This is a genomic window from Acetohalobium arabaticum DSM 5501, from assembly GCF_000144695.1.
GTDB lineage: Bacteria > Bacillota > Halanaerobiia > Halobacteroidales > Acetohalobiaceae > Acetohalobium > Acetohalobium arabaticum.
Window position 1 is genome coordinate 1,342,201 of the sequence record NC_014378.1, and the last position, 24,940, is coordinate 1,367,140.

Genomic DNA, 24,940 nt, shown 5'->3' on the forward strand with positions numbered 1-24,940 from the left:
GCCACAATATCTCATCCTTATCACATTTCCAAACCCCGCCTCATCAAACCGTACGTACGGTTCTCCCGTATACGGCTTTCCTATTTAACTTCTTCTTAAATCTTATAAGTTTAAGCTGGTTTAACTTTCGTTATAACGAGCTAATTTATAATTATCAAATAAACCTATCTCATTATATAACCAATCGCTACTCCATCTCTTCCAGCCATATCCCTTTTTACCTCGTTGCTTCATGAGATACCTTCTTACTTTATTTTCTACATAATCCTTTACATAAGAAAAGCAGTTCTCTGAATTACCTATTGAAAAGTAATTTACCCAACCTCTTAATATAGTGTTTAATTCTGTTATCATTAGCTCAAAGATTCCTGTTGTTCTATGCCTTTTGATTACTTCCTTTATTTTCTGCAACAATGCTGTTCTTTTCTTCATTTGAGGTACCGTTAGAACACCCCATTTTCCACTGAAAGTCTTTCGCCTTTTCAAAGTAAATCCTAGAAAACTTATTCTTTCTCCTTTTTCTAGATTTACTACTTTAGTCTTTTCCTTGTTTACTTTTACCTTTATTTTATCTAGTTCTTCTTTCAGTCTTTGTATCACTTTTGAAAGTAACCAATTCATACTTGGATGGCTTGATACTGCTATTACGATATCATCTGCAAAACGAGCATATTCTAGTTCTGTATACTTACCTTTACTTTTTGTTACCTCTTTTGCTCTCTCAAGCATTCTATCTACTTCATTTAAATATAAATTAGCAAATAGTGGTGAAATTACTCCACCTTGTGGTACACCTTCTTTTCCACTAGCCTTAAGCATCAGTTTAATCAAATGCATTACTTCTTTATCGATTACTCTTTTAGCAATCTTAGCTAACAATATATGATGCTTTACTGTATCGAAGTAGCTCGATAAGTCAAGATCTATCACTTTTCTTTTTCCACTTACTATTGCTTTTTCTATTTTCTTTACTGCTTGATGAGCTGTTCGTTTTGGTCGATATCCATAAGAACTTTCTTGAAAATCTGCTTCAAATATTGGCTCTAATATTAACTTTAATGCTCCCTGTACTATTCTATCTTTGATGGTTGGTATACCTAATACCCTTACTTTTCCATTTCCTTTAGGTATCTCTTGTTTTCGGTTTTCCTGCGGCTTGTATGTCTCATTTACCAGTTCTTCTCTTATCTTTTTAAGATATTTCAATACTCCTATCCCTTCAATATCTTCAAAAGTTATTCCATCTACACCTGAAGAACCATTCTTCTTTCTTGCAATTCTATAAGCTTTTAGCAACGTATCTAGCTTACATACATGAACATACAATCCCCAGAATTTATGAGATTCTTCCTTCTTAGATTTAAGATATATTCTCTTCCTCAAGTCTTGTAAACTTATGGGCGCTTTTATCATTTCACCCTTACCTCCTGTCTTGTCCGAGAAATTATCAATAGTAGGGTCCCTTTGCTATATGAAGTTATATTTACTTCGTAATCTTGGCTACTATGAACCCATCCGCCACCCTCTCCTTTTTCAATTCATTTCCTGGTTCTCAGTTATAGAATCTACATTTCTCAAGTAATTTTTCACAGGAAGGAATAGGGTTTCTCCAGTTCCAGACATATCCTTATATACATACCACCGCTAATACTCCGTTGGTGTACATAAATGTATCAGTCAATTTTCATTCATGCATTCTGTCTTCACTCAGACGTTAAAAGTTCGACCACCAAATTTACCCCTTTCGAAGCTACTATGCGTTCACTGGTGTTATGGTCTGCATACTTGCTCGATACCCTATAGGTACCTTTGTTAATGGACTTCAATGTCCAAAGTTTCCTATCAACATTGCCATTCAGCTATAGAGTTTTGACTTTTACTCTAATAGGACTTACACCCATTGGATATGTCCAGCTTCGCTGGACATACAACGTCCCTAGGGTTCGCGACATCTAGCTCAACCCTCCTATAACTTGTCCATTTTCTAAAACTTTCATATGTAATCCCTAACTTTGCTTATTCTCCTAGCCTAGATGTTGCTAACCCTATGTTATGCGATGGACTAATTTAAGTTTTATTTAAATCTCCAATTGAAATGACCATATCTTTATTAATTAATAATTTGTTATTAGCTATGCTCTCTAAACTTTTTACTTTAGGAATCTTTTTATTATTATAGTGAGTATAATATTTAATTTCACCAATTTCTTTATTTGAGTTATCAAACTCAAAATCATATATCCCTTCATCATTACAACAAGTAAAAAATAATCTTTCTCTATTTTTGCTTACAAAACAATCCACAAAATTTTGTATAAAAGAAGGAGCATAAGCTACAAAATGTTTGTCTTCAGATTTAATATAGCCATATAGTGGTTCCATAACATATGAATACCAAATCAAATCATCGATTTCTAATTTTTTATGCAATTCATTTTCATATTTTGGTTTACCATTATAGTATTTCAAATTTACAAATCCATTTCTTTTCTTACCATTCATCTCATGCCACTTATAATGAGCAAACTTTTTATCTTCTAAGTCTACAATTCTCTTTTTAAGAAATCCATACTTTTTAGCTGTTTTTTCAATAGCTTTACCAATTTGAGTATTAAGTTTAAAGTTTGTTTTAACTGTAGGAGAATATGAACTTGATAATGAATTATAATCTTGATACTCTTCTACTTTGTATAATTTATCCTTTTTCATACTATATATATTTAATTTTCTAATCCAAGAACCGGTACCAGAACCATGTTCAATAAAAACAATTTCTTCTTCTCCATCATTATCAATATCCTCAACATTTAAACTCTCTATTAGAAATGAAGACTTTTTCTGCCAAACAGAAGTATAATTTTCACCCAATTTTCTTAAAATGCAAATTTTATGATCATATCCATTATTACTTTTATTAACTTGAGTAAATACTGCAATAAACTCATTTAAATTGATATTTTTATACGGTACAGCTTTTAAAATTTTAGATGATAATATAGAATATGCTATATTTTTTGCTTCTTTATCCTTAATTTGTGAATTGCAAATGAGATTTTTATTGAATAAAAAAAGCCTTAATTTATGTTTACATTTATTTAGTTTCCCATAGATTTTACCTAAATTAGATACAATAAAATCCAAAATTATTCCTAAGATATTAAAGCACCTCCACAAATTAGTCTTTCGCATAACTTTAATCTTCACGACACTACTCTATGTCGCAAATACTCCATATTAAGATATATCATGAAACAGTATCGCAAACACTCACTATACCTCAGTATTTACGTCTGTCGCAAATACTCATTATCTATAACTACTATCCTATTTCCAGACAAACCCATTAATTCCCTCTCTAAAACAAAAAATCCATCATTTCTATCCACTTAACCTATTATAAAAGCCTCCCCACAGTAATAAACATTACGAAGTCCTCCAGCAGAATAAAGTGAAAATCCCCGATAACTTCGACTCCTTCATACTTGATGGTATCGAAATCTATGCCGTCCCTGACTTAATCTATAAGAATCAAGCCGGCAGAACCATCATCGTCGACTGGAAGACCGGCAATCCCAAATTAAAAGAGGATATGAAGCAGCTAGAGATCTATGCCTACTACTGTTTTCATAATTTCAATTCCAGCCAGCCGATTACCGCCCGGCTGGAATATCTCAAAACAGGTAAAAAACATGAGAAAGTGGTATTTCCAGAAGAGAAAGAACGAATTGCAAGTGAGATATTAGACAGCGCAGCCAGAATGAAGGCCTATCTAGCCGACAAAAAAGAGAATATCCCACTACCAAAAGAAAAATTTATCCCGCAGTGTCAAGAAAGAAAGTATACTAACTGCAAATTCCGAGGATTCTGTCCTGGCTAATTCAACAATATATATCCGAAAACTCCATATCTATCTTATTTATTATACTATCATGAATTTCTATCTTTTTTCTTTCAGCATCTTCCTGTGCTAATTTCTGAGCAGGAAGCTTTATGATAAACTCGCTTCCGCTACCGTACTCACTGTGAAGATCTATTTCACCATCATGTCGTTCTATAATCAAGTTCACAAGAGATAATCCTATACCGCTTCCTTCATTATTCCTGGTAAAAGATTTATCTACCTGTCCAAATCTTTCAAATATTATCTCCTGTTTATCCTTTGGAATCCCGATACCCGTATCCTTCACAGAAATAGAGATATTATCTCCTTCATCGGATAAATACATAGATATTTTATCTCCCTTATCAGTAAACTTTATAGCATTAGAAAATAAATTTAACATAACCCTTTCCATATTAAAAGAATCACAAGCAATTACTTTTTCCTCTATTTCAGAATCAAATTCTAATTCCCTTTTTTTATTTTCAGCATACTCCTTAACCGAAAAGAATACTTTTTCTACAAGTGAAACAATATCACAGTTTTGAAACGATAAATCATAAGACCTAGAATCTAATTTATTAATATCAACTAAATTTTCAACTAATTTTAGTAACCTATTAGTATTCCGTTTTATAGTATTGAGATATTCCATATATTTATCTTCATCTTCATTCTTTTCAAGATTTAATTTTAACAATTGCATTCCAGAAAACATCAAATTCAATGGAGTTTTAAGCTCATGGGATAAATTAGCAAACAGCTCAGTTCTTAATCTATTCTGTTCAAGACGTTCCTTCAATGCTCTGCGTTTAGTAATATTTAAAGAAATTCTAATAATCCCCTTAATTTCTTTTTCCTTATTTTTAACAGGATATACCCGTACCAAATATAAATTTCCATTAGGATTTATTTTCTCTCTTTCTACAATCTCTCCTGTCGCTTCAGCTTTTTCTACCAAACAATCTTCGCATAGCTGACTACTGTCATGTACTAATTCATAACAGTGCCGTTCTTTTATTTCATCAAAAGGTTCATTAAATTCTTCTATAGCTGTTTCATTTGCCCAGAGTATTTCTCTCTCTAAATTTTGATAAATTACAATATCATGTAGATTATCTAAAACATTTGTCAATGTTTCCTCAATATCTACGCCTTCTTCTTCAAAATTCTTCTTTAATAACTCCTTTAATTCCATACTATTAACCCCTTTTATGAAATAAATTCATGATAATCCATTACTTTACTCCATAAAATAAATTCATGATAAATATATTATTTCCTTTTTGAATATAGAGTTTTGTTATTATTTTGTAGTCATAAATGACTAAGTAATAAGTAAACATAATCCATAAAAAAGATCTCCGGAATCCCTCCGAAGACCTTGAAGATCTTAAATTATATATTTTATTATTTATCTTCCTTATCAACAAATTCAGTAGCCTTATTGGCCATCTGTTTTAACTCTTCTTCTACCTGGCTGTGTACTTTCTCAGCTTCTACGCCCATCATAAGCTCAATTGCTTCATCAATCTCTTCTACTGAATAAATATTGAACTCACCACTGCTGACAGCTTCAACAATCTCCGGCTTCAGCATTAAGTTATCTTCATTCTGTTTAGGAATTACTACTCCCTGACTGCCGGTTAAACCTTTAAGCTTACATACCTTATAGAACCCTTCAATCTTTTCATTAACTCCGCCGATCGGCTGAACCATACCTTTCTGATTCATCGAGCCAGTAATAGCCAAATCCTGCTTTACAGGAATATCAGCAATAGCAGACAGTAGAGCAATCAATTCAGCACAGGAAGCACTATCGCCGTCAATACCGCCGTAATTCTGTTCAAAGGTAAGAGAAGCTGATAAGCTAAGAGGCTGTTTTTGAGCATACTTACCGCCTAAAAAGCCGGATAGAATCATGACACCTTTATTATGAATCTTACCGCTCATATCAACTTCCCGCTCAATATTGACTACCCCTTTCTGGCCTAAAAAGGTTCGAGCAGTAATTCTAGTCGGCCGTCCAAAAGAATACTGTCCGGTTTGATAGACTGATAAACCATTAATCTGCCCTACTTCCTTGTCTTCCACATCAACCAAAATATGACCGCGGTCAATCATTTCCTGAATTTTCTCTTCTGTTAGATTATATCTATATTCTTTCTCCTCAATAGCTTTAATCACATCATTTCTATTAATATACTCATCATCATTCTCCATCTCCGCCCAGGCGTTTGCTTCAAAAAGCAGTTCTAAAATTTCATTAAACTGCGTCGACAGCTTCTCTCTATCGTCTGTCAGCCGGCTGCTGTACTCAATAATCCTACTCACTGCTCCAACAGTAAAATGTCTAATATCTTCACTGTCACTGATTGAAGATATAAAAGAAGCAAACTTTTCCATATTCTCTTCACTTCTCTCCATCTGAACATCAAAATCAGCCTTAACTTTAAATAATTTTTTAAACTCTTCATCATAATTATAAAGCAGCTGATAAATATAGGGATTACCAATCATAATTATTTTAATATCAACAGGAATAGCCTCCGGCTTGAGAGTAGTGATTGGCATACTTCTATACTGCTCACCAATATTTTCCACTACAATCTCTTGATTGAGTAGGATTCTCTTCATAGTCTCCCAGGCTAAAGCATTTGTCAATACATCCTTAGCCTTAACAATTAAGTACCCGCCGTTTGCCTCATGAACAGCTCCTTTTTTAATCATAGTAAAATCAGTAGTAATCGTACCTAACTGGCTCTTTCCTTCAATCTTTCCAAATAAATTATAATAAGTGGGATTCGGCTCATAAACTACTGGTGCGCCCTCTAAATTAGAATTATCAACTAATAAGTTTACTTTATAGCGGGTAAAGAATGACTCATCCTCCTTCTGCATTTGAGTTAGAGAAATTGTAGGTGTAGTATTATCTTTCTGTTTATTCCTAAATTGATCTAAATTCTCCGTTATATCCTTCTGCACCTCTTTTAAGTACTCAATAACCTGCGGATAATCTTCATATTCATCCTTTAAACTGGCTATAATAGGCTGAATCACCGACAGAGCAATCTTCTTTTCCTTATTCTTTAATTCCTTTTTAGCTTCAGACTTCAAATTATTAATCTTGCGCATTACCTGTTCCATCTCATCCTGTATCTGCTGACTCTTCTCCCGTAGATTGCTTCTCTTTTCCTCATCTAACTGCTGGAATTCATTCTGTTCAATCGGCTCTTCTTCTTCATTAAGCGGCACTGGTACCAGATTATCTCCCGTATTCTGGAGAGTAAATCCCCGTTCCTTAACATCCTTCTCAAAATCCTCCATAATCTGATTCGACTTCTGACGGTACTCATTCATTATCTCATTCTTTTCTTGTTTATACTCTTCCCCGGCAAAAACCTGCGGAATCTCAGTCTTTAATTCTTCAATTAATTTATCCATATCTTCTTGTAAGTTAGCTCCCTGACCAGACGGTAAATTTAAAGCACGCGGCTTTTCCGAATCAAAGAAGTTATATACATAACAAATATCATCAGGCACTTCAGCATCCTTAGACTTTCCCCGAGCCAACGTCTTAGCATAAGTAGTCTTACCAGTACCAGGAATTCCAGAAATAAATATGTTATACCCTTCCTGCTCAACTTTTAATCCTAAATCCATTGCCTTAACAGCCCTATTTTGCCCAATAAGCTCACCAGTAATTGGTTCTAATTCATCTGTAGTCTCGAAATCAAATCTTTCCGGCTTACAATTACACTTTAATTGAACAGCAGTTAACCTCTTATCATCTACCATATATTTACTCCTCCTCTTTTTTAAAACATCCTTACTTTAATATTACTACAAAAAAGATTATTTTCCTCTAAAGTAAAAAAGCATATTCCAGGCCGGAATATGCTTAAGTATATTTTAATAATTAATTGCAGAATCCAATTTAAAATTTACCTTTTACTCTTTAATATAATCCATAGGATTTACAGGTTTACCGTTAACTTGAATTTCATAATGTAAATGTGGACCAGAACTACGCCCAGTATTACCGCTATAAGCAATTAAATCACCGCGTTCAATTTCATCTCCTACTCTGACATTTACTCTGCGGTTATGTCCATATAATGTTCTAAATCCGTAGCCGTGATCAATCATTACCAATTTACCATAACCATTCTTCCATCCAGCATGGATTACTTTACCAGCTCCTGTTGCATAAATTTCTGTTCCGTACCAAACGCCGATATCTACTCCTTCATGCATAATCCGTCTATTTAATATAGGATGAAGGCGATAACCAAAATCAGAAGTAATACGTTTCTTTTCCGTTTTTACCGGCCAACCGACAGGTTTAGAAGCTAAATAATCTTTATATTCAACTACTGAAATTTTTAATTGTTTTAATTCTTTTTTCTTTTTAGGAAATACATTCTTTAGTTTTTGCAATCTATCTTCAGTATTATTAACTAAATTACTGGTATATCCGCTAGCTAAACTGGCTTCTGTTGTATCTTCGCCAAAATTAATTTCTTGATTAGTAATATGTATTAGAGTTTCACTATTATCTGCTTGACTGTTAGCTTTCTCATACCCAATTATATTCTTGATTTCAGAATCAATGGCTTCAAGTTCATTAAATTTAGCCTGCAATTCTTGAGTTTCCGCTGATAAATCATTTAATTTATTCCTTAATTCTATATTTTCCTTCTTTACATGATGCAGCTTATCTATTGTCTGTTGCAATTTAAGATTTCTACTATAATAGATAGTTAATCCAAGACTACTACCTACTATACTCAATATTATAAAGCTAATAATTATCTTAAGTAATTTTTTAGAAATTTTAAAACTAACTAACTTTCCTGTTGAGTGAGGAATAATCTGGATAGTTACTACCTTCTTTTGTTCCTCATAAGACATACCTTAATCCTCCTTAACAATACATAAATAAATCCCTACCCCTCTTAAATTATGATCCTAAAATACTAAAGGAATAGGAATAAGGATACAAAAAGGAAAACATTAAATTTTAATTTATATTATTTTATTCATTATATTAATTAAATATCAGAATGACAAATTCCTGCATCTTAACCAAAAAAAATTAAAAATAATAAATTAAGATCTCATATCCAAATTTAATTACTCTTTTAACCATAATTTACAGATTGAGTATATAGCTGACTTATGTTATGATTGATTTAGAATTTTATTTTAAGGAGGCCTTATCCAATGTCAAGTACTAAAAAAAACTTAATAACACTTCTGTTAATCTTCATCATTATTTCTACTGTCTGTATAACCAGTTATGCAGCAAGTAATTACACTATTCAATCAGGAGATTCACTATTTTCAATTTCACGCAAATATAATACTAATGTTTCCACTTTGGCTAAAGCAAATAAGATCAAAAATCCTAATTTAATTTATAGTGGATCGACCTTACAGGTTCCTGATGCTGTTGAAACTAAAAGTACAAAAGATGATTCCAATACTTATACCTCCGATAATTGGCTATCAGGAAATGGTATGATTTCAATTTCAGACAGCAAAGATCGCTCGAAAAAAATCTATCGCAGAACTAAAGCAGACAGTATGCAGATAGCTTTAACCTTCGATGACGGGCCAGATAAGATATATACACCACAAATACTAAAAATATTGAAAAAATATGATATTAAAGCTACCTTCTTTTTATTAGGTAAAGAAGTACAGAAATATCCGCAGATTACTAAACAAATTATCGAAGAAGGACACTTAATTGGAAACCATTCCTGGTCCCATCCTGACTTAACTAAGTTAGATAAAGAAGAATTAAAAAAGGAAGTCTTAACTACAGAAGAAAAGATTAAAGAAGTTACCGGACGTGCTCCAGCATTAATTCGTCCGCCTTATGGAGCAGTATCGGATGAAATAGTGGATCAACTTAAAGAAATGAATTATAAAATAATCCATTGGTCAGTAGATTCATTAGACTGGAATTCCGATACTAAAGAAGAAATTTTGGATAGAGTACTTCCTAGATTAAAACCCGGTGTCATTATTTTATTCCACTCCTCTATTGGCAAAAGTCGAAATTTAACTCCTACAGTTCAAGCTCTTCCGGCTATCATCGAAGAGCTACAGAAAAGAAATATTGAGTTAGTTACTGTCGATAAATTGTTATCCTTAGCCTCATATAAATCATAAAACCAAACCCAAGTTGGGTTTGGTTTTATATATTTAATTATAATAATATCGCTTGATTCCTGCTACAACTCCCTCGACAATCTTCTGTTGAAAGGCAGGCGTAGTCAGTAAATATTCTTCTTTCGGATTGGACAAAAAAGCAGTTTCAACTAAAATGGCAGGTACATTGTTCCCCCTTAAAACAGCAAAATTAGCAGCTTTTAATCCGTTGCTATCTGTTCCTGTTCTTTTGACTATCTCATCCTGTACATACCAGGCTAAAGCCCAATTATTCTTAGAAGCATTCCAGTGAGCATAAGTAGTTGTTCCCGTAATCCATGATCTATAATTATAATCAGCATGAATACTAATGAACATATCCGCCGGCCAATCATTAGATATTGCAGACCGCTGTAAAAGTGGAAGGTCTTGACCTTGTTCTCTAGTTAAAATAACCTGAAAACCTTCCTCTTTTAGCTGCTGATAGACCCTAGAAGCAATCTGATAATTTACTCTCTTTTCTTCAACTCCTGAATGACCAATTGCTCCCGGACTTTCCCCTCCATGGCCTGGATCTATAACTATCCTTTTGCTCTTCTTCCAATGATAATTTTCAGAATTACTAGTTAAAGAAGAAGCCATTACCCCACTTATATTAGTTATTCGGTTAGAATGATAATAAATCGTTTTAGTACTTCCCTTCCAAGCTAAATTACCGCCATAAATTTTAGGTAAGAATCTTAAAGGAACCAATACTTTCCCATTTGATACTCTAACTTTAGTCTGCAGCGGAACCGTTATTGAATTAACTACTGCTTGATTACTACCTACCGTCAATTTAGCAGTTAAATTCTTACTATCGATTCTTAACTCTTGTCTTCTGCTATCCCAATTCAACTTAGCCCCAAAATGTTTAGAAATCACCTCTGCAGGTACTAAAGTTCTACCGTTAATAATAATTAAATTAGTCTTTATTCTCTGACCGTCAATGATTAATTTTGCTTCTTTGGCTTCTACTGAAAAAGAAAAGAGAATAATTATTGCCAATAAGATTACCAATACTTTATATTTTATAGTCAATTTTTGCAGCACCTCTTTTGGAATATGTATTGCTGTGATTTAGGCTCTCTTCTTAAATTAGTTCCAGATTAATAACCGAAATCCTCTTATCAAAATATAGTATGATTGGTATTCATTTGTTAATTGGGAATAGCTATCTGTTATGATTTACGCTTTCCTGAATTAATGCGGATGATGGTTGATAAAGGAGCAGAAATGATTATAATTCCCGGTGCCTTCAATACAGCTTATAGAAGCAGATAGCAGAGAAGAATTACTACTTTATGAAATTGACTTGGAAAAGATTAGTAAGATACGTAGAGAACTTCCGTTATTGGAACACCGCCGGTTTGATCTCTATTAGTCATAAGTAACTAATTAGTAAGTGAACTGTATAAAAAATAAAAAGAGGGCTAAATGCCCCCTTTTTAACAATTACACATCCAATTCTCCATTTTGAACAGCCTGAATATAATTACTACAGTGTTTATCATTTCCTAATAAGGTATTTGCAGTAGTTATTAAAGCCATAATCTTTGGATCTAATGGATCTATAATAGCACTATCCATGCCTTTAGCCATGGCCAAAGTTACAAAGGTTCTATTAAGCAATTTTCTCTGCGGCAGTCCATGAGAAATATTACTTAATCCACAAGTAATATGTACATCTTCATACTCACTCGTAATTTCATCGATTGCCTCAAGAATATGCTGTCCTACCTCTTGGTCGGTTCCAATAGGCTGAATAATCGGATCAACATAAATATCATCCATATCCATTCCAGCATCAGTTAAATCTTCAATTAACTTCTTTCCCACTCTAGTTCTATCTTCAATACCATCAGGCATTCCACCATCATCCATTACCAAGGCAACCACTTGAGCATCATGTTTTTGAATTATTTCTAGTGTCTCGTTAAATCTTTCTTCTTCAGCAGTAATAGAATTGACTAAAGCCTTTCCATCATGAGCAGCTAAGGCTCTATCCATAGCTTTAGGATCAGGAGTATCTATACATAATGGTACATCAACTACCTCTTGTACCGTATTTACTAACCATTCTAATGCTTCTTGCTCTTCATCAATTAGAGTTCCGCAGTTAACATCAATATAATCTGCTCCTGCTTCTTCCTGTTTTTTAGCTAAATCTTGAATAAACTCTGTATCTCTATCCTTAACAGCCGGCTCAATTCCCTCTCTACTTGTATTAATTAATTCACCAACAATTATCATTTTTTTCCCTCCTAATAAATTTTAAAATTAAGTTATTTTATGTAATGGATAGTATCAATGCCGAGGTCGGCATTGATACTATCCTAATCCTTTATTTATCTTAATCTGCTAATTCTTTAATTTTATTAACTGCTTCATTTGCATCTTCTGCATAACCATCTGCTCCGATTTTTTCTGCAAATCTTTTTGTAACCGGTCCACCACCAACTACTAAGTCAAACTCATCACGTAAGTTTTCTTCCTCTAAAATCTCTAATAATTCTTCATTTGCTCCCATAGTAGTAGTTAATAATGCACTAGTTCCTATAATATCAGCATCAACTTCTTTAGCCTTAGTAATAAAATCTTCAATAGGAACATCTGTTCCTAAATCAAAAACTTCAATTCCATTTGCCTCTAAAATTGAAGCTACAATTCCTTTTCCAATATCATGAACATCACCTTGTACTGTACCTAAAACAATCTTGATACTTTCTCCAGCTGCTGCATCTTCTTTTGCTGCAGCTTCTTGTAAAATTCCACTAGCTTTTTTCATTGCTTCAGCACAGCCCATTAGCTGAGGTAAGAATAACTCACCTCTATCAAATAATCTACCAACTTCCTTAATTCCTGCAGTATAACCTTTCTCTATCATCTTTAACGGATCAATTCCTTCATCAAGTGCAGTTTGAGCAATCTCCTCAGCTTTATCTACGTCAGCATCACAAATAGCTTCAGCCGCTTTTTCAAAAAGTTCATCACTCATCAGAACAACCTCCTAACATCATTAAGATGTTTTATTTTTAAACTTCTCTACAGAATTAATTCTAATATCAAGCAATTCAGAAATGTTAAACTTAGCTTCTACGCCTTTAGCCTCTCCAGCTTCAGGCTGAACTCGCCCGATATTCAATTCATTTCGTACCTCATCCATAATCACAGGATCAGTCAATTCTCCTACTTCAACCCCTAATTTATCAGCAACATATTCTTTCGCTTCATCTAGACGCATATTTTCGGACATTTGCATGCGCGCTACCAGGTCTCCGGCAGTACGTACTCCGCCCATGCCCGAAGCTAATGCGTGACTGATGACCATTCCATTAGGGTCACCTACACCTACCTACAACCCATCTTGTTTACCAATCTCAGCCAGAGCAGCAGAAGCTCTACTTAAAGAATCTGCTGGCGGAGTTTCAACTATTGGTACACCGCCTACACCCATACCTACATTTGCATGTACAGGAATATCAGCCGCTTCAGCACAAGCTTTCATCATAGTTACAGTTCTACCTATATTCCAAGGAATAGTCTCACTACTATTGATGTTAACTACCGGGCCAAAGACATCAACTCCAGCCTCTTCAGCTAACTTCACCTGCTCATGCGGATATAATCCTGCTAAACCAACTCCATTATACTCTAAATCTCCATGCATTCCTAAAACAAATTCTCCAGCCATTCCCATCTCAATACTGATATTAGGATACTTTTCCTTTAATTCTTCCGTTGCTTTCAATGTAGCCAAGAAATCAGGTTCCCCTGCTGAACCAGTTGTATCAAAATTAATTCCATCTGCTCCAGCTTCATACATCTTACTTCCTACAAAAACCATATCTTTAATTGCATGTTCCATCATACCTTCATAAGCTTCTTGCGCTTCTTTAACTTTCCCCTTTGGCAACAATTCTGCTGGATTAGGAAATGCCCCATCTGGTTGACTGTATAATGATAGATTAGGCATTGCTCCGTAATATAGAGGTAAGACCGTACTCAACAGAGCCTGTTCCATCTCTATTTGCTCTTCAGCTACAATTGGCTTTACGGGCTTAAAACTGTAATCAATATGAGCCAATTCTGCAGTATCAGAGCAAAAAACTCTTTCATAAATCTGCAAATCAGGAATTCTACCGATTGAAACAGCCAAACGCTTTAATTTTACTGATCCTTCATCAAAAGTTAAAACTAACTCATTTCCCGTTTCAACACTTACAAATTTACTCGGTCTTGTATAAATATCTGTTAATTTTTCTATTTCCTCCTCAGGAAGGGAATCAACCTCTGCTCGGTCAACAGCATCTTCAATTCCTCTTTCTATATCTGCTCTAATTTCATCTTCAGTCATTTCTATTGTCGAGCCGTCTCCTAGCCTTGTCTGTACCATATTTTTCACTCCTTTATTCAATTAAATTTTAATTTAAATTCAGTCCCACACTTAACCAGAAATTAAATCTTCCATTGTCAGATTTTACTTATCACCTCCTTTTCATATTCTTTGCTATTTTGTTAAAATATTAATAATTTTATAAAGATTCTGATGTCTCTGTAAAGGATAGATATATCGCATCTCTTTTCAAAAATTAAAATTATAAAAATTATATTAAATGAAGATAATGGTATTTGATAGATTACAATAGGTATGAAAGGTAGAAATAAATGATATATTATTCCTTAATAAACTTATATCATTGTATTAGGTTGTATTATAATATTTCCATATTAACTATTTAATCCCTTTTATTCTTATATTGTAATTAGTTATAACATTCATAAGTTATAAATTATTTAGACAATATAAAAGCTTGTCCATCTCTTAATCTCCTATTTATATAAGCAAATAATTATATGATTTCAATAAAATATTAGTTATTTTTTTATTCTTTGATCCTTATCTGCTTCGGTTCTTCGATAATTATTTCTGGAGATTCTTCATAGTCCTTAACTCTTCCTCTTATTCTAACCTCTTTATGCAGATAATGCTGCGCCGGATTATTTGAAAATTTATATAGATTACTAGCAAATATAACAGCACTAAAGGTATTCCAGTACTCTTCAGCAAAATTTAAAAATACAGCTTTACCGGAATCATACGTATCTATTACTTCACCCTCAACAATAACCTTCGTACCAATATATTCATCAGCTTTCTGCCAGGAGATAACCGGAAGCTGGCTAGCTTCTTCCTCTTCTTTCTTCCAAAGTCCCCTATTATTCCCTCTAGCCTCTCTTACTAAATCCTTAAACAATTCAACATACTTTAAATTAGGCGGAATTGTCAATAATTCAGCATAACCTGCCACCAATAACTTAGCATTAAAGAAAGTCCCATCTTCCATAAAGATATAAGCTAAAGTACGTTTATACTTATCCTTCTTCTCCACACCATACTCCAGATATACCTTCTTATCTTCAAGCTTATTTTTTGTGAATTTACTTGCTTCCTTTCCATAATACTCTACTGACTTTTCCGGATGTTTAGTTTCAGGAGTATCAACACCGATAAAACGTATCTTTTCACCACCAGTTGTCTTAATAGTATCGCCATCAATAACTTTAGCTACATAAACTTTAGCTAAATTATCTAATTTATCCTGATTAATCTTTAATTCTTCATTCACCTTCAAAGCTGATCCTGCAATACCAAAGCTTAATAGAATCATTACTAACAAAAGTAAACTTAAAACTCTACGTTTTATCAACAACATCAACCACCTCCGGATTTATAATATTCATTATCATATGAACTAATCCCTTCCAGGCTATTAAAATAAAAAAATTGATATATTGTTGCAGTTTAGAGTTGATATCTTGCAAACGCTCCAGAAATCAGTCCTAGTCACTCAGCAGTAAATAAATCTTAGTGTTATGATTTAAAGATTCCGCTTTATATGTTAACTATTCTCTCTTATGGGACTGCTTTAAAGTCGCTTTTTGCAAGATATCAACTAAATTGTGCAAAATTATCTGAGGGAAAGCGCTAAAACCCAAACCAATGAAATTTCTGTTCTGTAATACCATAAATAGTCAATATATACTTGAAATAACTCTCATTGGTGATAATCACAGCAATATATTTTATTATCAATAGTCAATATGTGTCCAGAGCGACTCTTAAAACTGGCCCGGAATCACGGACGATGGAGGGCCAGTTTTTGATAGTGATCGAAACAGGACGTTGAGCGAACGACAAGCGGCGGATACATTTTGACTATCCCTGCAATATCTTGAAAGTGCAACATTATATCAATTAAATTCTACATTTACAATTAAAAAAGCCCCTAGCCTCATAAAGAGACTAGGAGCTTAAAGTCATTCAACTACTTTTTATTACTCTCCTACATTCACCTGTAGCTGTTGACGATTACTTGTTCCTTCCTTTTTCGGCATTCTTACCTCTAAAATACCATTGGAATAATTAGCATCAATTGCTTCAGCTCTAACTGTTGTTGATAGCGGAACAGTCCTATGTATACCACTGGACTGATTCCCAGCAAAGGCTTGAGCAGAAATAGAAAGTGAATTCTCTGTTGCAGTTAAATTCAAGTTATTAACATTTACATTGGGAAGGTTACAGGCTACAATTATATCATTCTTAGTTTCAGAAATATCTACACTAGGGCTGATAATTCCCGTCGATAACTGCTGAGACATCATAGCATTGCTAGTTGCAGCATAACCTGCTTGAGCATTCTGCCCAAACTGGCTTCCCTGCTGTTGAATAGCTCCCGGCTGCTGCTGAATAGTTCCAGTAGTCATATTATTGAAATTACCAGCATTAGAAGCTGGCTGTAGACGGTACGACCAGGCATTAGTTCTTGGTGCATAACCACTTACTGCTCCCATTGACTGTAGATTCTGACCTGACTGTAAGTTTTGACCAGCAAAGGCTTGCTGCTGCGGCATACCAAAAGCATTCTGTGCTAAAAATGGACTTTGAGTAAACTGATTAGTTAACATTAACTGATCCCTCCTGGAATCTGTTTATTTTATTGATTTATCTTCAATTGCTAGTATAAACTGCTGGCTGAAAAAAATACTAGAAATTATTGGTTTTGGGAAAGGTAACTTTTAACAAGCCATGTGTAAAGTTGGCTTCAGCATTATTATTATCAACATTTGTCGGCAGCGACATCTTACGAAAAAAGGCCCCTTTTCTTCGTTCCTGATGCAGAAAGTTCATCTGATTTTGAACTGCAGAATCAATATTTGCTTCAATAAAGATACTTTCTTGGGATAATTCAACATTCAAACTCTCCAGATTAACACCAGGCAGTTCATAAATATAATGTACCGCTCTATCATCTTCTACTACATCTACCTGAGGAGAAACATAATTCGGCTGATTATAGTTAGCAATTCCCGTTGAATGATTCCCCTGTCTATTCTGGAGATTAAAATTATTAGCCATTAAAATCCCTCCTTATCCCTATTAGTATTTAGCTGCTAACACATAATTATTATTAACTTTTAGAATAATATAAGTAAAGTCTTTATTAAAGGAGGAATTCGGTGAGTAGAGAAGATAGATTACAGATTATAGAAGAAATTAGCAATCGACGTAACTCAGAAGTCATCTGTTACTTTACTGGTGATCGCAAAAATATCAGTACTCGCATTGCCCCTGACGCAGTTAAAGTTATTTATCAACATTTAAGACAAATAAATCCTGATAATAAAATCGATCTCTTCATTTATACGCGGGGAGGAGATGTACTAACTCCCTGGCGGTTGGTTAATTTAATTCGTGAATACTGCGACTACTTTAGCGTATTAGTTCCGTTTCGCGCTTATAGCGCCGGTACCTTAATCTGTCTTGGAGCCAATGAAATTGTAATGGGCAAAATGGGAGAATTAGGTCCTATCGACCCTACAGTAGCCAATGCCTTTAATCCGCAAAATCCTAATAACCCCGAAGCAAAGATTCCTATCAGTGTAGAAGATGTCAGCGCTTATCTTGATCTAGCCCAGGAGAGATTCAAGGTTCAGAGTGAAGATAATCTAATTAATGCTCTCTCCTATTTAGTAGACCAGGTACATCCATTAGCTTTAGGTAATGTCCGGCGCAATTACCTACTAATTAGATCAACAGCTAAAAAATTATTATCATTACATTCACTGGTAGAAAATGAAGCAGTAGTTCAAAATATTATTGATTATTTAACCGAAAAACTCTATGCCCATAACTATATGATTCCGCGTAAAGAAGCAGCTGATATCAAATTGCCAGTAAAGTATCCTGATCCAGAATTAGAAGACTTACTTTGGCGTTTATATGAAAATTACGAAGAAGAATTAGAATTAAAAAAGCCGTTTCAACCGTTGGATTATTTGGATCATGCTAATAATGAATTTCAAGTCTGCGGGGGTTATATTGAAAGCAAACCTGCCCTTGATAAGTTTATCTTTACTGGTCAGGTGCAGCAGGACGAGATGATGAATGAACCAGAAGTAAATATCACCGAACAGAAATGGGTTCCAGCCATCAAATAAATATCTTTTAATCTATAAAGGAGTGATACTATGGTAGATATCAACCCCAATCATGATATAGCTACACCAGAAGAAACTGAAACTTACTATATTATTGATGATAATTCCGGGTCAGCTTCAGCTAACTATCTATCTCGAAACCTAATCAAAAAAGATGGAATTATAATTGCTTCGGAAGAAAATAATACCAGTGCTGACTTAAACTAATAACAGCTCCTAATTTCGTTGAGAAATTAGGAGCTGTTAAGAAATTAAAAACTATTGCTTAGATTTAATCTATAACTTTACACCAGAGGTTCATATCCTCTAATTTACCACCAATATGACAATTTTTAATCATCTTTCCTGTGTATTCATAACCGGCTTGCTTAAATACTTTATTCATGCTATAAGAAATTGATCGAGCAATAGTATAAAGGCTTTGATAATTCCGCTCAGCTAATTCCTCTTCTAATTCCATAAGTAGATAACTAGCAGCCCCTTGACCTCTTGCTTCAGGAGCAGTAGCAAAGTCAGTCATTTCAGCATTCTTTAACTCAGGATCTGTATCTGCAGAAGCTGTAGCCACTAAATTATTATTATTGTCGTAAATCAGACCGTAAACTAAATTTTCCTGCATAGTTTTATACAGATATTCTGGATCAAAAATTGGATTAGGATAAGAATCAAATACCTGCTTATATAATTGAGCCATTTCATCTAGATCAGAAGATTCAGCAAGCTTAAAGTTCCAGCCGTCATTTAGCTCCGGCCTTTTATTTTTTGGTTCAAGATTAGTTATCTTTTCTATAATTTCTTCTGCTTTTTCTTTATTAAAATGGAGGCTGCGTTTTTCATTCACATAATAACTCATTATTATAGCATCTTCAGTACGATAAAAATTTGGAATTTCAGCTTCAGATTTAAATCCTAATCTAATAAATTTATTCTTATCAGAAGTCTTTGCTTTGACCCAAATTTTACCATAATTCTTCCGCTTAGCTTCTGATTTTAATCTTTTACCTAAACTGAATACATTCTTTCCCCAATAAGACTTAACAGTAATTCTTTGATTGAAGTCTGAATACTTAACCTTAGCTGCATAATTTCGCCCTCTAATAATCTTAAAATTCCCATGCTCATTCTCCAATTTTAATGAAGAAATACTCATTTTGAAAGTAATTACCTCCTTAATTCTTAAAGACTAAACTGATCATCATCAACCAGAAGCTTCTTTACACCTACTGCTTCTGTCTTCTCTTTTTCTGCAGTCCTATTAGATTCAACCTCTCTACACTCCGGCTCTCTATAAGCCACAATATCACCTTCATAATTCCTCAATATTGTCTTCTGGCTAGAAGAAGAAATTACATAATTAGGGCTTATGGGAATTTTACCTCCTCCACCAGGAGCATCTACTACATAACGCGGTACTGCAAATCCTGAAGTATGACCGATAAGTGACTCTATAATCTCGATTCCAGTAGAAATCGATGTTCTAAAATGCTCAATACCACGCGAAAGATCACACTGATAAAGATAATAAGGACGAACCCGGTTTGCAACTAATTTATGCATTAAATCTTCCATTACTGCCGGTGAATCATTTATATTCCGCAACAGTACCGTCTGATTACCGAGCGGAAATCCATTATCAGCTAGTTTAGCTAAAGCTTTTTTAGATCTAGAAGTTATTTCTTTTTTATGATTAAAGTGAGTATTAATCCAGAGCGGCGAATACTTCTTTAATCTAGCAATTAATTCATCATCTATCCGCTGTGGTAAAACTACAGGCACTCTGCTGCCTAATCGGACAATCTCTACATGAGGAATTTCCTTTAATCTAGCAATAATCTTTTCCAATTTATCAAGATCCAATAGTAAAGGATCGCCTCCTGATAAGAGAACATCCCTTACCTGAGGATTATTTTTGATATACTCAATTCCAGCCTGAATCTGATCAAAATCATCCTGGGTATTACCATCCCCGACCTTTCTTTTGCGGGTGCAGTGACGGCAGAACATAGAACAGTAATTGGTTACCATCAATAATACTCGATCCGGATACCGATGTGTTAATCCCGGAACCGGCGAATCCTCCTCTTCATGAAGTGGATCCTCCATTTCATACTCATACTCCTCTAATTCTTCCTTCTGCGGAACCGCCTGCAGCTTAATTGGACATAACTCATCATCAAAATCAATTAATGAAGCATAATAAGGAGTAATAGACATCGGAAAAATCTTCGCCGCTTCTTTAATCTCTTCTGCCTGCTGATCATCAATATCAAAATACTGCTGTAATTCATCAGCTGTAGTAATGCTATTTTTAAGCTGCCAGCGCCAGTCCTCCCATTCTTCTTTACTACAGTCCCAAACTTCTAACTTCTCTGCTAAATCCACTTTCTCATACCACTCCCTACTGATATTTTGTGAATAATATCACAAGATAAAGTGAGCATATTAAATCACTAATAACTTACTACTAAAATATCATGAAAAATTAATTAAACCCTAAATATTAAAATCAAACAATAGTAAATTAAGATAGGAAAGAAATTAATTTAGGGCTTATGCAAAGGAAAGAAATTACAGAAGTAAGCTTCCAATTCAACTTCGAAAGCATTGTAACAAACTTAGATTGGTTTGTCAAACTTAAATTGAAATTAGATAATGTTAATTTATTACAAGAATTACCATAAATAACTATACACTAATAAGATTAATTTTTATCTGAATAATTTTAACGATTTAACTTAAAATTCATAATTTTCTCTTTATATATAATTTGACAAATAATAATATAACTGATATAATCAGGATAAATTAAGTAAATAAGTTAATAATTTTATAGTTAAATACTACTAGCTTCTATTATTCAACATTATAAATTAAATGAAATTTTCTATAGTTACATCTTTTATTCATACCTTGTGAACTACTCGGCATTGAAATACCGAGCTTCATGGTCGCCTGCTTTTATGGGAGTTACCCGTAATATCAAGCAAGTTACCCAATTGGCGTGTCCAACGTCACTACTCCTATCTAGCATAAGTGCTAGACTCAGAGATACTTTTACTCTGCTCAAGATAGAAGTGTAAGCACCTCTATAAGTGCTTACTAGAAGATTTAGTGTCTTCTATCTACAACGAGCACCCTGAATATTTTACACAGTAGAGGTTTAGCTACTGCAACCTCCAATATTCACTTGTAATCCATATTCAAATTATAACAAATTATGAAGCAAATATCAATTGTTTAAATTAATATTTGCTAATCCTTATATCTCCCATTTGAAAAAGGGAGGGTTACGGATTATTTCCTAAAATTTCAAAAATGATTTAAAGGAAAAGGAGGGGATATATGTATAGATAAAATTATAATAATATTCTGAATATTATTATAATTTTATCTTCTACTATGTATGATAGCTAAAAGAAGGAGAAATCTGGCTATCAAGAGAAAAGTGGATAAAAACGAGTAGGGATGTGGCTACTCATCTAAATTCCTTTTTTAATGACTGATGCTGACTATCATTTGGATGGCCCCATCCATATAAGATGGGACATTACTACTGCTATCAATAGGAGGTCTGATTAATGAAAAGTAAAATAAAAAATAAGTTGGTTAGTAAGTCAATTATATTCTGTCTTCTTTTTCTTTTCGTTGCTTCCACGACTACTTATGCTGTTGAAGAAAGTACAGCAGAATTATTTCAATATCATCGCGGCCAAGATGTCTTTTTTATGTTTATGTTAGTTGCATTTTTAATGTTATTTATTAAAAAATTTGAATGGGGAGTCTGTTTAGTAACCTTACTTACTTTGTCTGTTGCCTTTCCACTTTATGTAATAATCCAGAGGAATTTATTTGATTTTAGCTTAGGAATTGAATTAATAATAACAGGAATCTTCTGTGCAATTACATTAATAATTGCTGCTGGAGTAATCTTTGGTCATGTTAAAATTTGGCATTTTATACCTTTAGGAATCTTATTTGTACCAGGTTATATACTGAATGAATGGTTTTTATTTAGTTATTTAGAAGGGGTTGCTGATAGTGGAGGTTCAATCTTAGTTCATATGTTTGCTGCTTATTGGGGTTGGGGAGTAATCTTGGCTTTACAGCGAAGAGATGTTAATCAAGCAGAGATGAATGCTACTACACATAGTATTTCTTTTGTCTGGTTAGCTAGTATGTTATTATGGGTATTATGGCCATCCTTCACTACTTCACTTTTACCTACTGATTTAATTATTACAGGTATGACAACTACTTATTTAGCCTTGATGGCTTCTACTTTAACTGCTTTTTTAGTCTTGAAGTGGATTAAAGGAGAACTTGATCCTTTGATTTATACTTATGCTATTTTGGCTGGCGGTGTAGCTATTGGTTCTACCGTTGATCTTGTTGGCCCGGGAACTGCTTGGTTGATAGGAGCTGCTGGTGGAATTATTTCCGTTTTATGTTTTCTTTATCTTGATGATTGGTTGGCTAATAAAACTAACCTTACTGATACAATGGGAGTTAATAATTTACACGGCATACCAGGGATTTTTGGTGGACTGATGGGGATTCCTTTTGCAGGTAGTGTTCAAATTTATGCTATTGCGGGTGGAATTATTATACCATTAGTTACTGGTCTAATTGCTGGAATTATTGTTAAGATTTTCGAAAAACCACAGCTACTGCTTGATGATGCTGAAATCTTTGATATAAATATTGATTTAGAAAGAACACAGCAGATGTAAATAAACTTTTGTCCTAAATCCCTAAAAGATGGCTATCTTTTAGGGATGTTATTAATTTACATAAATTACAGTTTTATTTCGTGGTAGCTAAAAATCAAACAGTAGTTTTTTGATTATTTCTGGATAAAAAAATTCAAATTTGGAAGCATAAATATAGACCTATAAATATAAGGAGGTAATCTAAATATGAGTGAAGAAATGGGAGAAATAGCCTGTAACGTCAGCAACTGCGAATACTGGGGGAATGGCAATATCTGTACAGCAGATAAGATTAGCGTCAGCACCGACTCTTATACTGGTGAAACTGCTGATATGGAGATCGGAGCAATTGATGATGAAGTAGCATCACCTAAATCACAGCAGACTCAATGTGTTACTTTTAAACCAACAGATGAATAATTAAAATAGACTTAAATAAAGGTGGAATTAATTCCACCTTTATATTTAATCAGCTTCTACTGTGATAATTTCTGCTTCCTTAACTGCTTCTTCTATTAACCTTTCTACTTCTAGATCCTCTTCTCCATACTCCACAAAACGCAGTTTAGGCTTGGTCTCCGGACTATCAGGTACAAAAATAGTACAACAGTCATCATAGGGCTGAATAGAAATTTCATACGTACCAATCTCTTTTGCTCTGGCTTTAATTTCATTCTTATCCAACCCGATTAACGGTCTAAATACTGGCATCTGAGCAACAGCATTAGTCACATTCATACTCTCTAATGTCTGGCTGGCCACCTGTCCTATACTCTCACCAGTAATTAAGGCCTTCCCTTCATTATTATTAGTTATTCTTTCAGCTATTCTCATCATCATTCTCCGCATAATCACTGTTAATAGCTTCTCTGGACACTTTTCATTAAGCGCCTTCTGTACTTCAGTAAAAGGTACTATTCTAACCTGTAAGCTGCCGCCAGCATACTCTGCTAACACCCGACTTAGATCAAGTACCTTCTCTTTAGCCCGGCTACTGGTAAATGGAGGTGTATGGAAATAGATCGGCATAATCTCTACGCCCCGCTTCATAGCCATCCAGCCCGCTACAGGACTATCAATTCCACCGGACAGAAGCAGGCCAGCCTTACCACAGCTGCCTACTGGCAGACCCTTGACCCCTGGAAGATCACTAGCATATAGATAGGCCTGCTTATGCCTGATCTCCACATCTAACTGGATATCAGGATCATGGACATCCACAGTCAAATCTTCAGTATTCCGCAGTATATAAGCCCCTAATTTCCGACTAATCTCCATAGAGTCGTACTGAAAATCCTTATTAATCCGCCTTGTCTCCACCTTAAAAGTCCGCGGCTTACCTGATAGTTCCCTTTCAATCAATTCTAAACCAGCGTTCTTAATTTTTTCAAAATCAAGCTCTGTCTCTTTTGCCGAACAGACACCTACAATTCCAAATACCTTCTGTAGTCTTTCTCTTATCCGTTCAAAGCTGCCTTCTGCTTCCACAAAAACGCGGCCGTGGGTCTTATAAATATCGACCTCTTTATTGATTCCGCTTAGACTTTCCTCCATATTCCTAATCAATCTATCCTCAAAGAGATAGCGATTACTACCTTTAATTCCTATCTCTCCATACTTAATTAAGATTAAATCCTTCATTACTCTT

At 34.2% G+C, this 24,940-nt stretch carries 22 protein-coding genes and 1 pseudogene; 8 read left to right on the top strand and 15 right to left on the bottom strand.

The window, feature by feature from the left end; translation table 11 throughout:
* Positions 1–120 precede the first annotated feature (120 nt).
* Both ltrA and acear_RS06535 read right to left on the bottom strand, forming a co-directional pair.
* Positions 121–1,413, bottom strand: a complete 1,293-nt coding sequence (gene ltrA, locus acear_RS06530; RefSeq protein ID WP_013278223.1) for a group II intron reverse transcriptase/maturase — start codon at positions 1,411–1,413, stop codon at positions 121–123.
* Positions 1,414–2,067: 654 nt separating this feature from the next.
* Positions 2,068–3,204, bottom strand: coding sequence for a hypothetical protein (locus acear_RS06535; RefSeq protein ID WP_013278225.1), 1,137 nt, complete (start codon positions 3,202–3,204; stop codon positions 2,068–2,070).
* 244 nt (positions 3,205–3,448) lie between these two features.
* Here acear_RS06535 and acear_RS06540 point away from each other — a divergent pair, with 244 nt between their 5' ends.
* A complete protein-coding gene (locus acear_RS06540) occupies positions 3,449–3,877 on the top strand; it encodes a PD-(D/E)XK nuclease family protein (RefSeq protein ID WP_041667313.1) in 429 nt (142 codons plus the stop codon).
* Between the two features lies 1 nt (position 3,878).
* On the opposite strand, the gene acear_RS06545 is transcribed toward acear_RS06540, so the two are convergent.
* The 3 genes from acear_RS06545 to acear_RS12140 all read right to left on the bottom strand — a co-directional run bounded on the left by acear_RS06545 (position 3,879) and on the right by acear_RS12140 (position 8,794).
* Positions 3,879–5,078, bottom strand: a complete 1,200-nt coding sequence (locus tag acear_RS06545) for a PAS domain-containing sensor histidine kinase (RefSeq protein ID WP_013278226.1) — start codon at positions 5,076–5,078, stop codon at positions 3,879–3,881.
* Positions 5,079–5,290: 212 nt separating this feature from the next.
* On the bottom strand, positions 5,291–7,678 hold the full coding sequence (locus acear_RS06550) for a Lon protease family protein (RefSeq protein ID WP_013278227.1): 2,388 nt from the start codon (positions 7,676–7,678) through the stop codon (positions 5,291–5,293).
* A 153-nt stretch (positions 7,679–7,831) separates the two neighbouring features.
* On the bottom strand, positions 7,832–8,794 hold the full coding sequence (locus acear_RS12140; protein ID WP_013278228.1) for a M23 family metallopeptidase: 963 nt from the start codon (positions 8,792–8,794) through the stop codon (positions 7,832–7,834).
* Between the two features lie 312 nt (positions 8,795–9,106).
* Between acear_RS12140 and acear_RS06560 the strand changes: the two genes are divergently transcribed.
* On the top strand, positions 9,107–10,063 hold the full coding sequence (locus tag acear_RS06560) for a polysaccharide deacetylase family protein (RefSeq protein WP_013278229.1): 957 nt from the start codon (positions 9,107–9,109) through the stop codon (positions 10,061–10,063).
* Positions 10,064–10,096: 33 nt separating this feature from the next.
* Here the strand turns inward: acear_RS06560 and acear_RS06565 are convergent, their stop codons facing one another.
* Entirely contained in the window at positions 10,097–11,122 is a 1,026-nt protein-coding gene (locus acear_RS06565) for an N-acetylmuramoyl-L-alanine amidase (RefSeq protein WP_013278230.1), read from the bottom strand.
* Positions 11,123–11,245: 123 nt separating this feature from the next.
* On the opposite strand from acear_RS06565, the gene acear_RS13025 reads away from it, so the two are divergent.
* Positions 11,246–11,365: a nitrilase-related carbon-nitrogen hydrolase gene (locus acear_RS13025; RefSeq protein WP_222831956.1), complete on the top strand. Its 120-nt coding sequence runs from the start codon at positions 11,246–11,248 to the stop codon at positions 11,363–11,365.
* Positions 11,366–11,536: 171 nt separating this feature from the next.
* Here the strand turns inward: acear_RS13025 and acear_RS06570 are convergent, their stop codons facing one another.
* The 6 genes and pseudogenes from acear_RS06570 to acear_RS06600 form a co-directional block, all read right to left on the bottom strand.
* A complete protein-coding gene (locus acear_RS06570; RefSeq protein WP_013278231.1) occupies positions 11,537–12,334 on the bottom strand; it encodes a methyltetrahydrofolate cobalamin methyltransferase in 798 nt (265 codons plus the stop codon).
* A 100-nt stretch (positions 12,335–12,434) separates the two neighbouring features.
* Positions 12,435–13,079, bottom strand: a complete 645-nt coding sequence (locus tag acear_RS06575) for a methyltransferase cognate corrinoid protein (RefSeq protein ID WP_013278232.1) — start codon at positions 13,077–13,079, stop codon at positions 12,435–12,437.
* Positions 13,080–13,100: 21 nt separating this feature from the next.
* Positions 13,101–14,477 (bottom strand): annotated as a pseudogene (gene mtbB / locus acear_RS06585) ([dimethylamine--corrinoid protein] Co-methyltransferase).
* Between the two features lie 490 nt (positions 14,478–14,967).
* A complete protein-coding gene (locus tag acear_RS06590; RefSeq protein ID WP_013278234.1) occupies positions 14,968–15,798 on the bottom strand; it encodes a thermonuclease family protein in 831 nt (276 codons plus the stop codon).
* Positions 15,799–16,420: 622 nt separating this feature from the next.
* Complete coding sequence (locus acear_RS12145; protein ID WP_013278235.1) at positions 16,421–17,050, bottom strand: Hsp20/alpha crystallin family protein; 630 nt, start codon at positions 17,048–17,050, stop codon at positions 16,421–16,423.
* Positions 17,051–17,129: 79 nt separating this feature from the next.
* On the bottom strand, positions 17,130–17,501 hold the full coding sequence (locus tag acear_RS06600; protein WP_013278236.1) for an Hsp20/alpha crystallin family protein: 372 nt from the start codon (positions 17,499–17,501) through the stop codon (positions 17,130–17,132).
* Between the two features lie 101 nt (positions 17,502–17,602).
* On the opposite strand from acear_RS06600, the gene acear_RS06605 reads away from it, so the two are divergent.
* Together acear_RS06605 and acear_RS12570 are read left to right on the top strand one after the other, a co-directional pair.
* Entirely contained in the window at positions 17,603–18,583 is a 981-nt protein-coding gene (locus tag acear_RS06605; protein ID WP_013278237.1) for an SDH family Clp fold serine proteinase, read from the top strand.
* A 30-nt stretch (positions 18,584–18,613) separates the two neighbouring features.
* Positions 18,614–18,790, top strand: a complete 177-nt coding sequence (locus acear_RS12570; protein ID WP_013278238.1) for a hypothetical protein — start codon at positions 18,614–18,616, stop codon at positions 18,788–18,790.
* Between the two features lie 64 nt (positions 18,791–18,854).
* On the opposite strand, the gene ablB is transcribed toward acear_RS12570, so the two are convergent.
* Together ablB and kamA are read right to left on the bottom strand one after the other, a co-directional pair.
* Positions 18,855–19,733: a putative beta-lysine N-acetyltransferase gene (gene ablB / locus acear_RS06610; RefSeq protein WP_013278239.1), complete on the bottom strand. Its 879-nt coding sequence runs from the start codon at positions 19,731–19,733 to the stop codon at positions 18,855–18,857.
* A 26-nt stretch (positions 19,734–19,759) separates the two neighbouring features.
* On the bottom strand, positions 19,760–20,965 hold the full coding sequence (kamA, locus tag acear_RS06615; protein ID WP_013278240.1) for a lysine 2,3-aminomutase: 1,206 nt from the start codon (positions 20,963–20,965) through the stop codon (positions 19,760–19,762).
* Between the two features lie 1,113 nt (positions 20,966–22,078).
* Between kamA and acear_RS13030 the strand changes: the two genes are divergently transcribed.
* From acear_RS13030 to acear_RS06625, 3 genes are all read left to right on the top strand, one after another.
* A complete protein-coding gene (locus acear_RS13030) occupies positions 22,079–22,162 on the top strand; it encodes a monomethylamine:corrinoid methyltransferase (protein WP_148217749.1) in 84 nt (27 codons plus the stop codon).
* Positions 22,162–23,313, top strand: a complete 1,152-nt coding sequence (locus acear_RS06620) for an ammonium transporter family protein (RefSeq protein WP_013278241.1) — start codon at positions 22,162–22,164, stop codon at positions 23,311–23,313. The genes acear_RS13030 and acear_RS06620 overlap by 1 nt, the downstream gene beginning before the upstream one ends.
* 186 nt (positions 23,314–23,499) lie before the next feature.
* Positions 23,500–23,712, top strand: coding sequence for a DUF1540 domain-containing protein (locus acear_RS06625; protein ID WP_013278242.1), 213 nt, complete (start codon positions 23,500–23,502; stop codon positions 23,710–23,712).
* A 45-nt stretch (positions 23,713–23,757) separates the two neighbouring features.
* Here acear_RS06625 and thiI read toward each other — a convergent pair whose 3' ends face one another.
* Positions 23,758–24,933 carry a tRNA uracil 4-sulfurtransferase ThiI gene (thiI, locus tag acear_RS06630; protein WP_013278243.1) on the bottom strand — a complete coding sequence of 392 codons (1,176 nt, stop codon included), beginning with the start codon at positions 24,931–24,933 and terminating at the stop codon, positions 23,758–23,760.
* Positions 24,934–24,940: the final 7 nt, after the last annotated feature.

Coding starts and splice junctions, on each gene's coding strand:
- acear_RS13030 (WP_148217749.1), top strand. CDS start 22,079: ATGACTGATGCTGACTATCATTTGGATGGCCCCATCCATATAAGATGG.
- acear_RS06550 (WP_013278227.1), bottom strand. CDS start 7,678: ATGGTAGATGATAAGAGGTTAACTGCTGTTCAATTAAAGTGTAATTGT.
- ltrA (WP_013278223.1), bottom strand. CDS start 1,413: ATGATAAAAGCGCCCATAAGTTTACAAGACTTGAGGAAGAGAATATAT.
- acear_RS12570 (WP_013278238.1), top strand. CDS start 18,614: ATGGTAGATATCAACCCCAATCATGATATAGCTACACCAGAAGAAACT.
- acear_RS06560 (WP_013278229.1), top strand. CDS start 9,107: ATGTCAAGTACTAAAAAAAACTTAATAACACTTCTGTTAATCTTCATC.
- acear_RS06545 (WP_013278226.1), bottom strand. CDS start 5,078: ATGGAATTAAAGGAGTTATTAAAGAAGAATTTTGAAGAAGAAGGCGTA.
- acear_RS12140 (WP_013278228.1), bottom strand. CDS start 8,794: ATGTCTTATGAGGAACAAAAGAAGGTAGTAACTATCCAGATTATTCCT.
- acear_RS06620 (WP_013278241.1), top strand. CDS start 22,162: ATGAAAAGTAAAATAAAAAATAAGTTGGTTAGTAAGTCAATTATATTC.
- acear_RS06600 (WP_013278236.1), bottom strand. CDS start 17,501: ATGGCTAATAATTTTAATCTCCAGAATAGACAGGGGAATCATTCAACG.
- acear_RS06570 (WP_013278231.1), bottom strand. CDS start 12,334: ATGATAATTGTTGGTGAATTAATTAATACAAGTAGAGAGGGAATTGAG.
- acear_RS06575 (WP_013278232.1), bottom strand. CDS start 13,079: ATGAGTGATGAACTTTTTGAAAAAGCGGCTGAAGCTATTTGTGATGCT.
- thiI (WP_013278243.1), bottom strand. CDS start 24,933: ATGAAGGATTTAATCTTAATTAAGTATGGAGAGATAGGAATTAAAGGT.
- acear_RS06625 (WP_013278242.1), top strand. CDS start 23,500: ATGAGTGAAGAAATGGGAGAAATAGCCTGTAACGTCAGCAACTGCGAA.
- acear_RS06590 (WP_013278234.1), bottom strand. CDS start 15,798: ATGTTGTTGATAAAACGTAGAGTTTTAAGTTTACTTTTGTTAGTAATG.
- acear_RS12145 (WP_013278235.1), bottom strand. CDS start 17,050: ATGTTAACTAATCAGTTTACTCAAAGTCCATTTTTAGCACAGAATGCT.
- ablB (WP_013278239.1), bottom strand. CDS start 19,733: ATGAGTATTTCTTCATTAAAATTGGAGAATGAGCATGGGAATTTTAAG.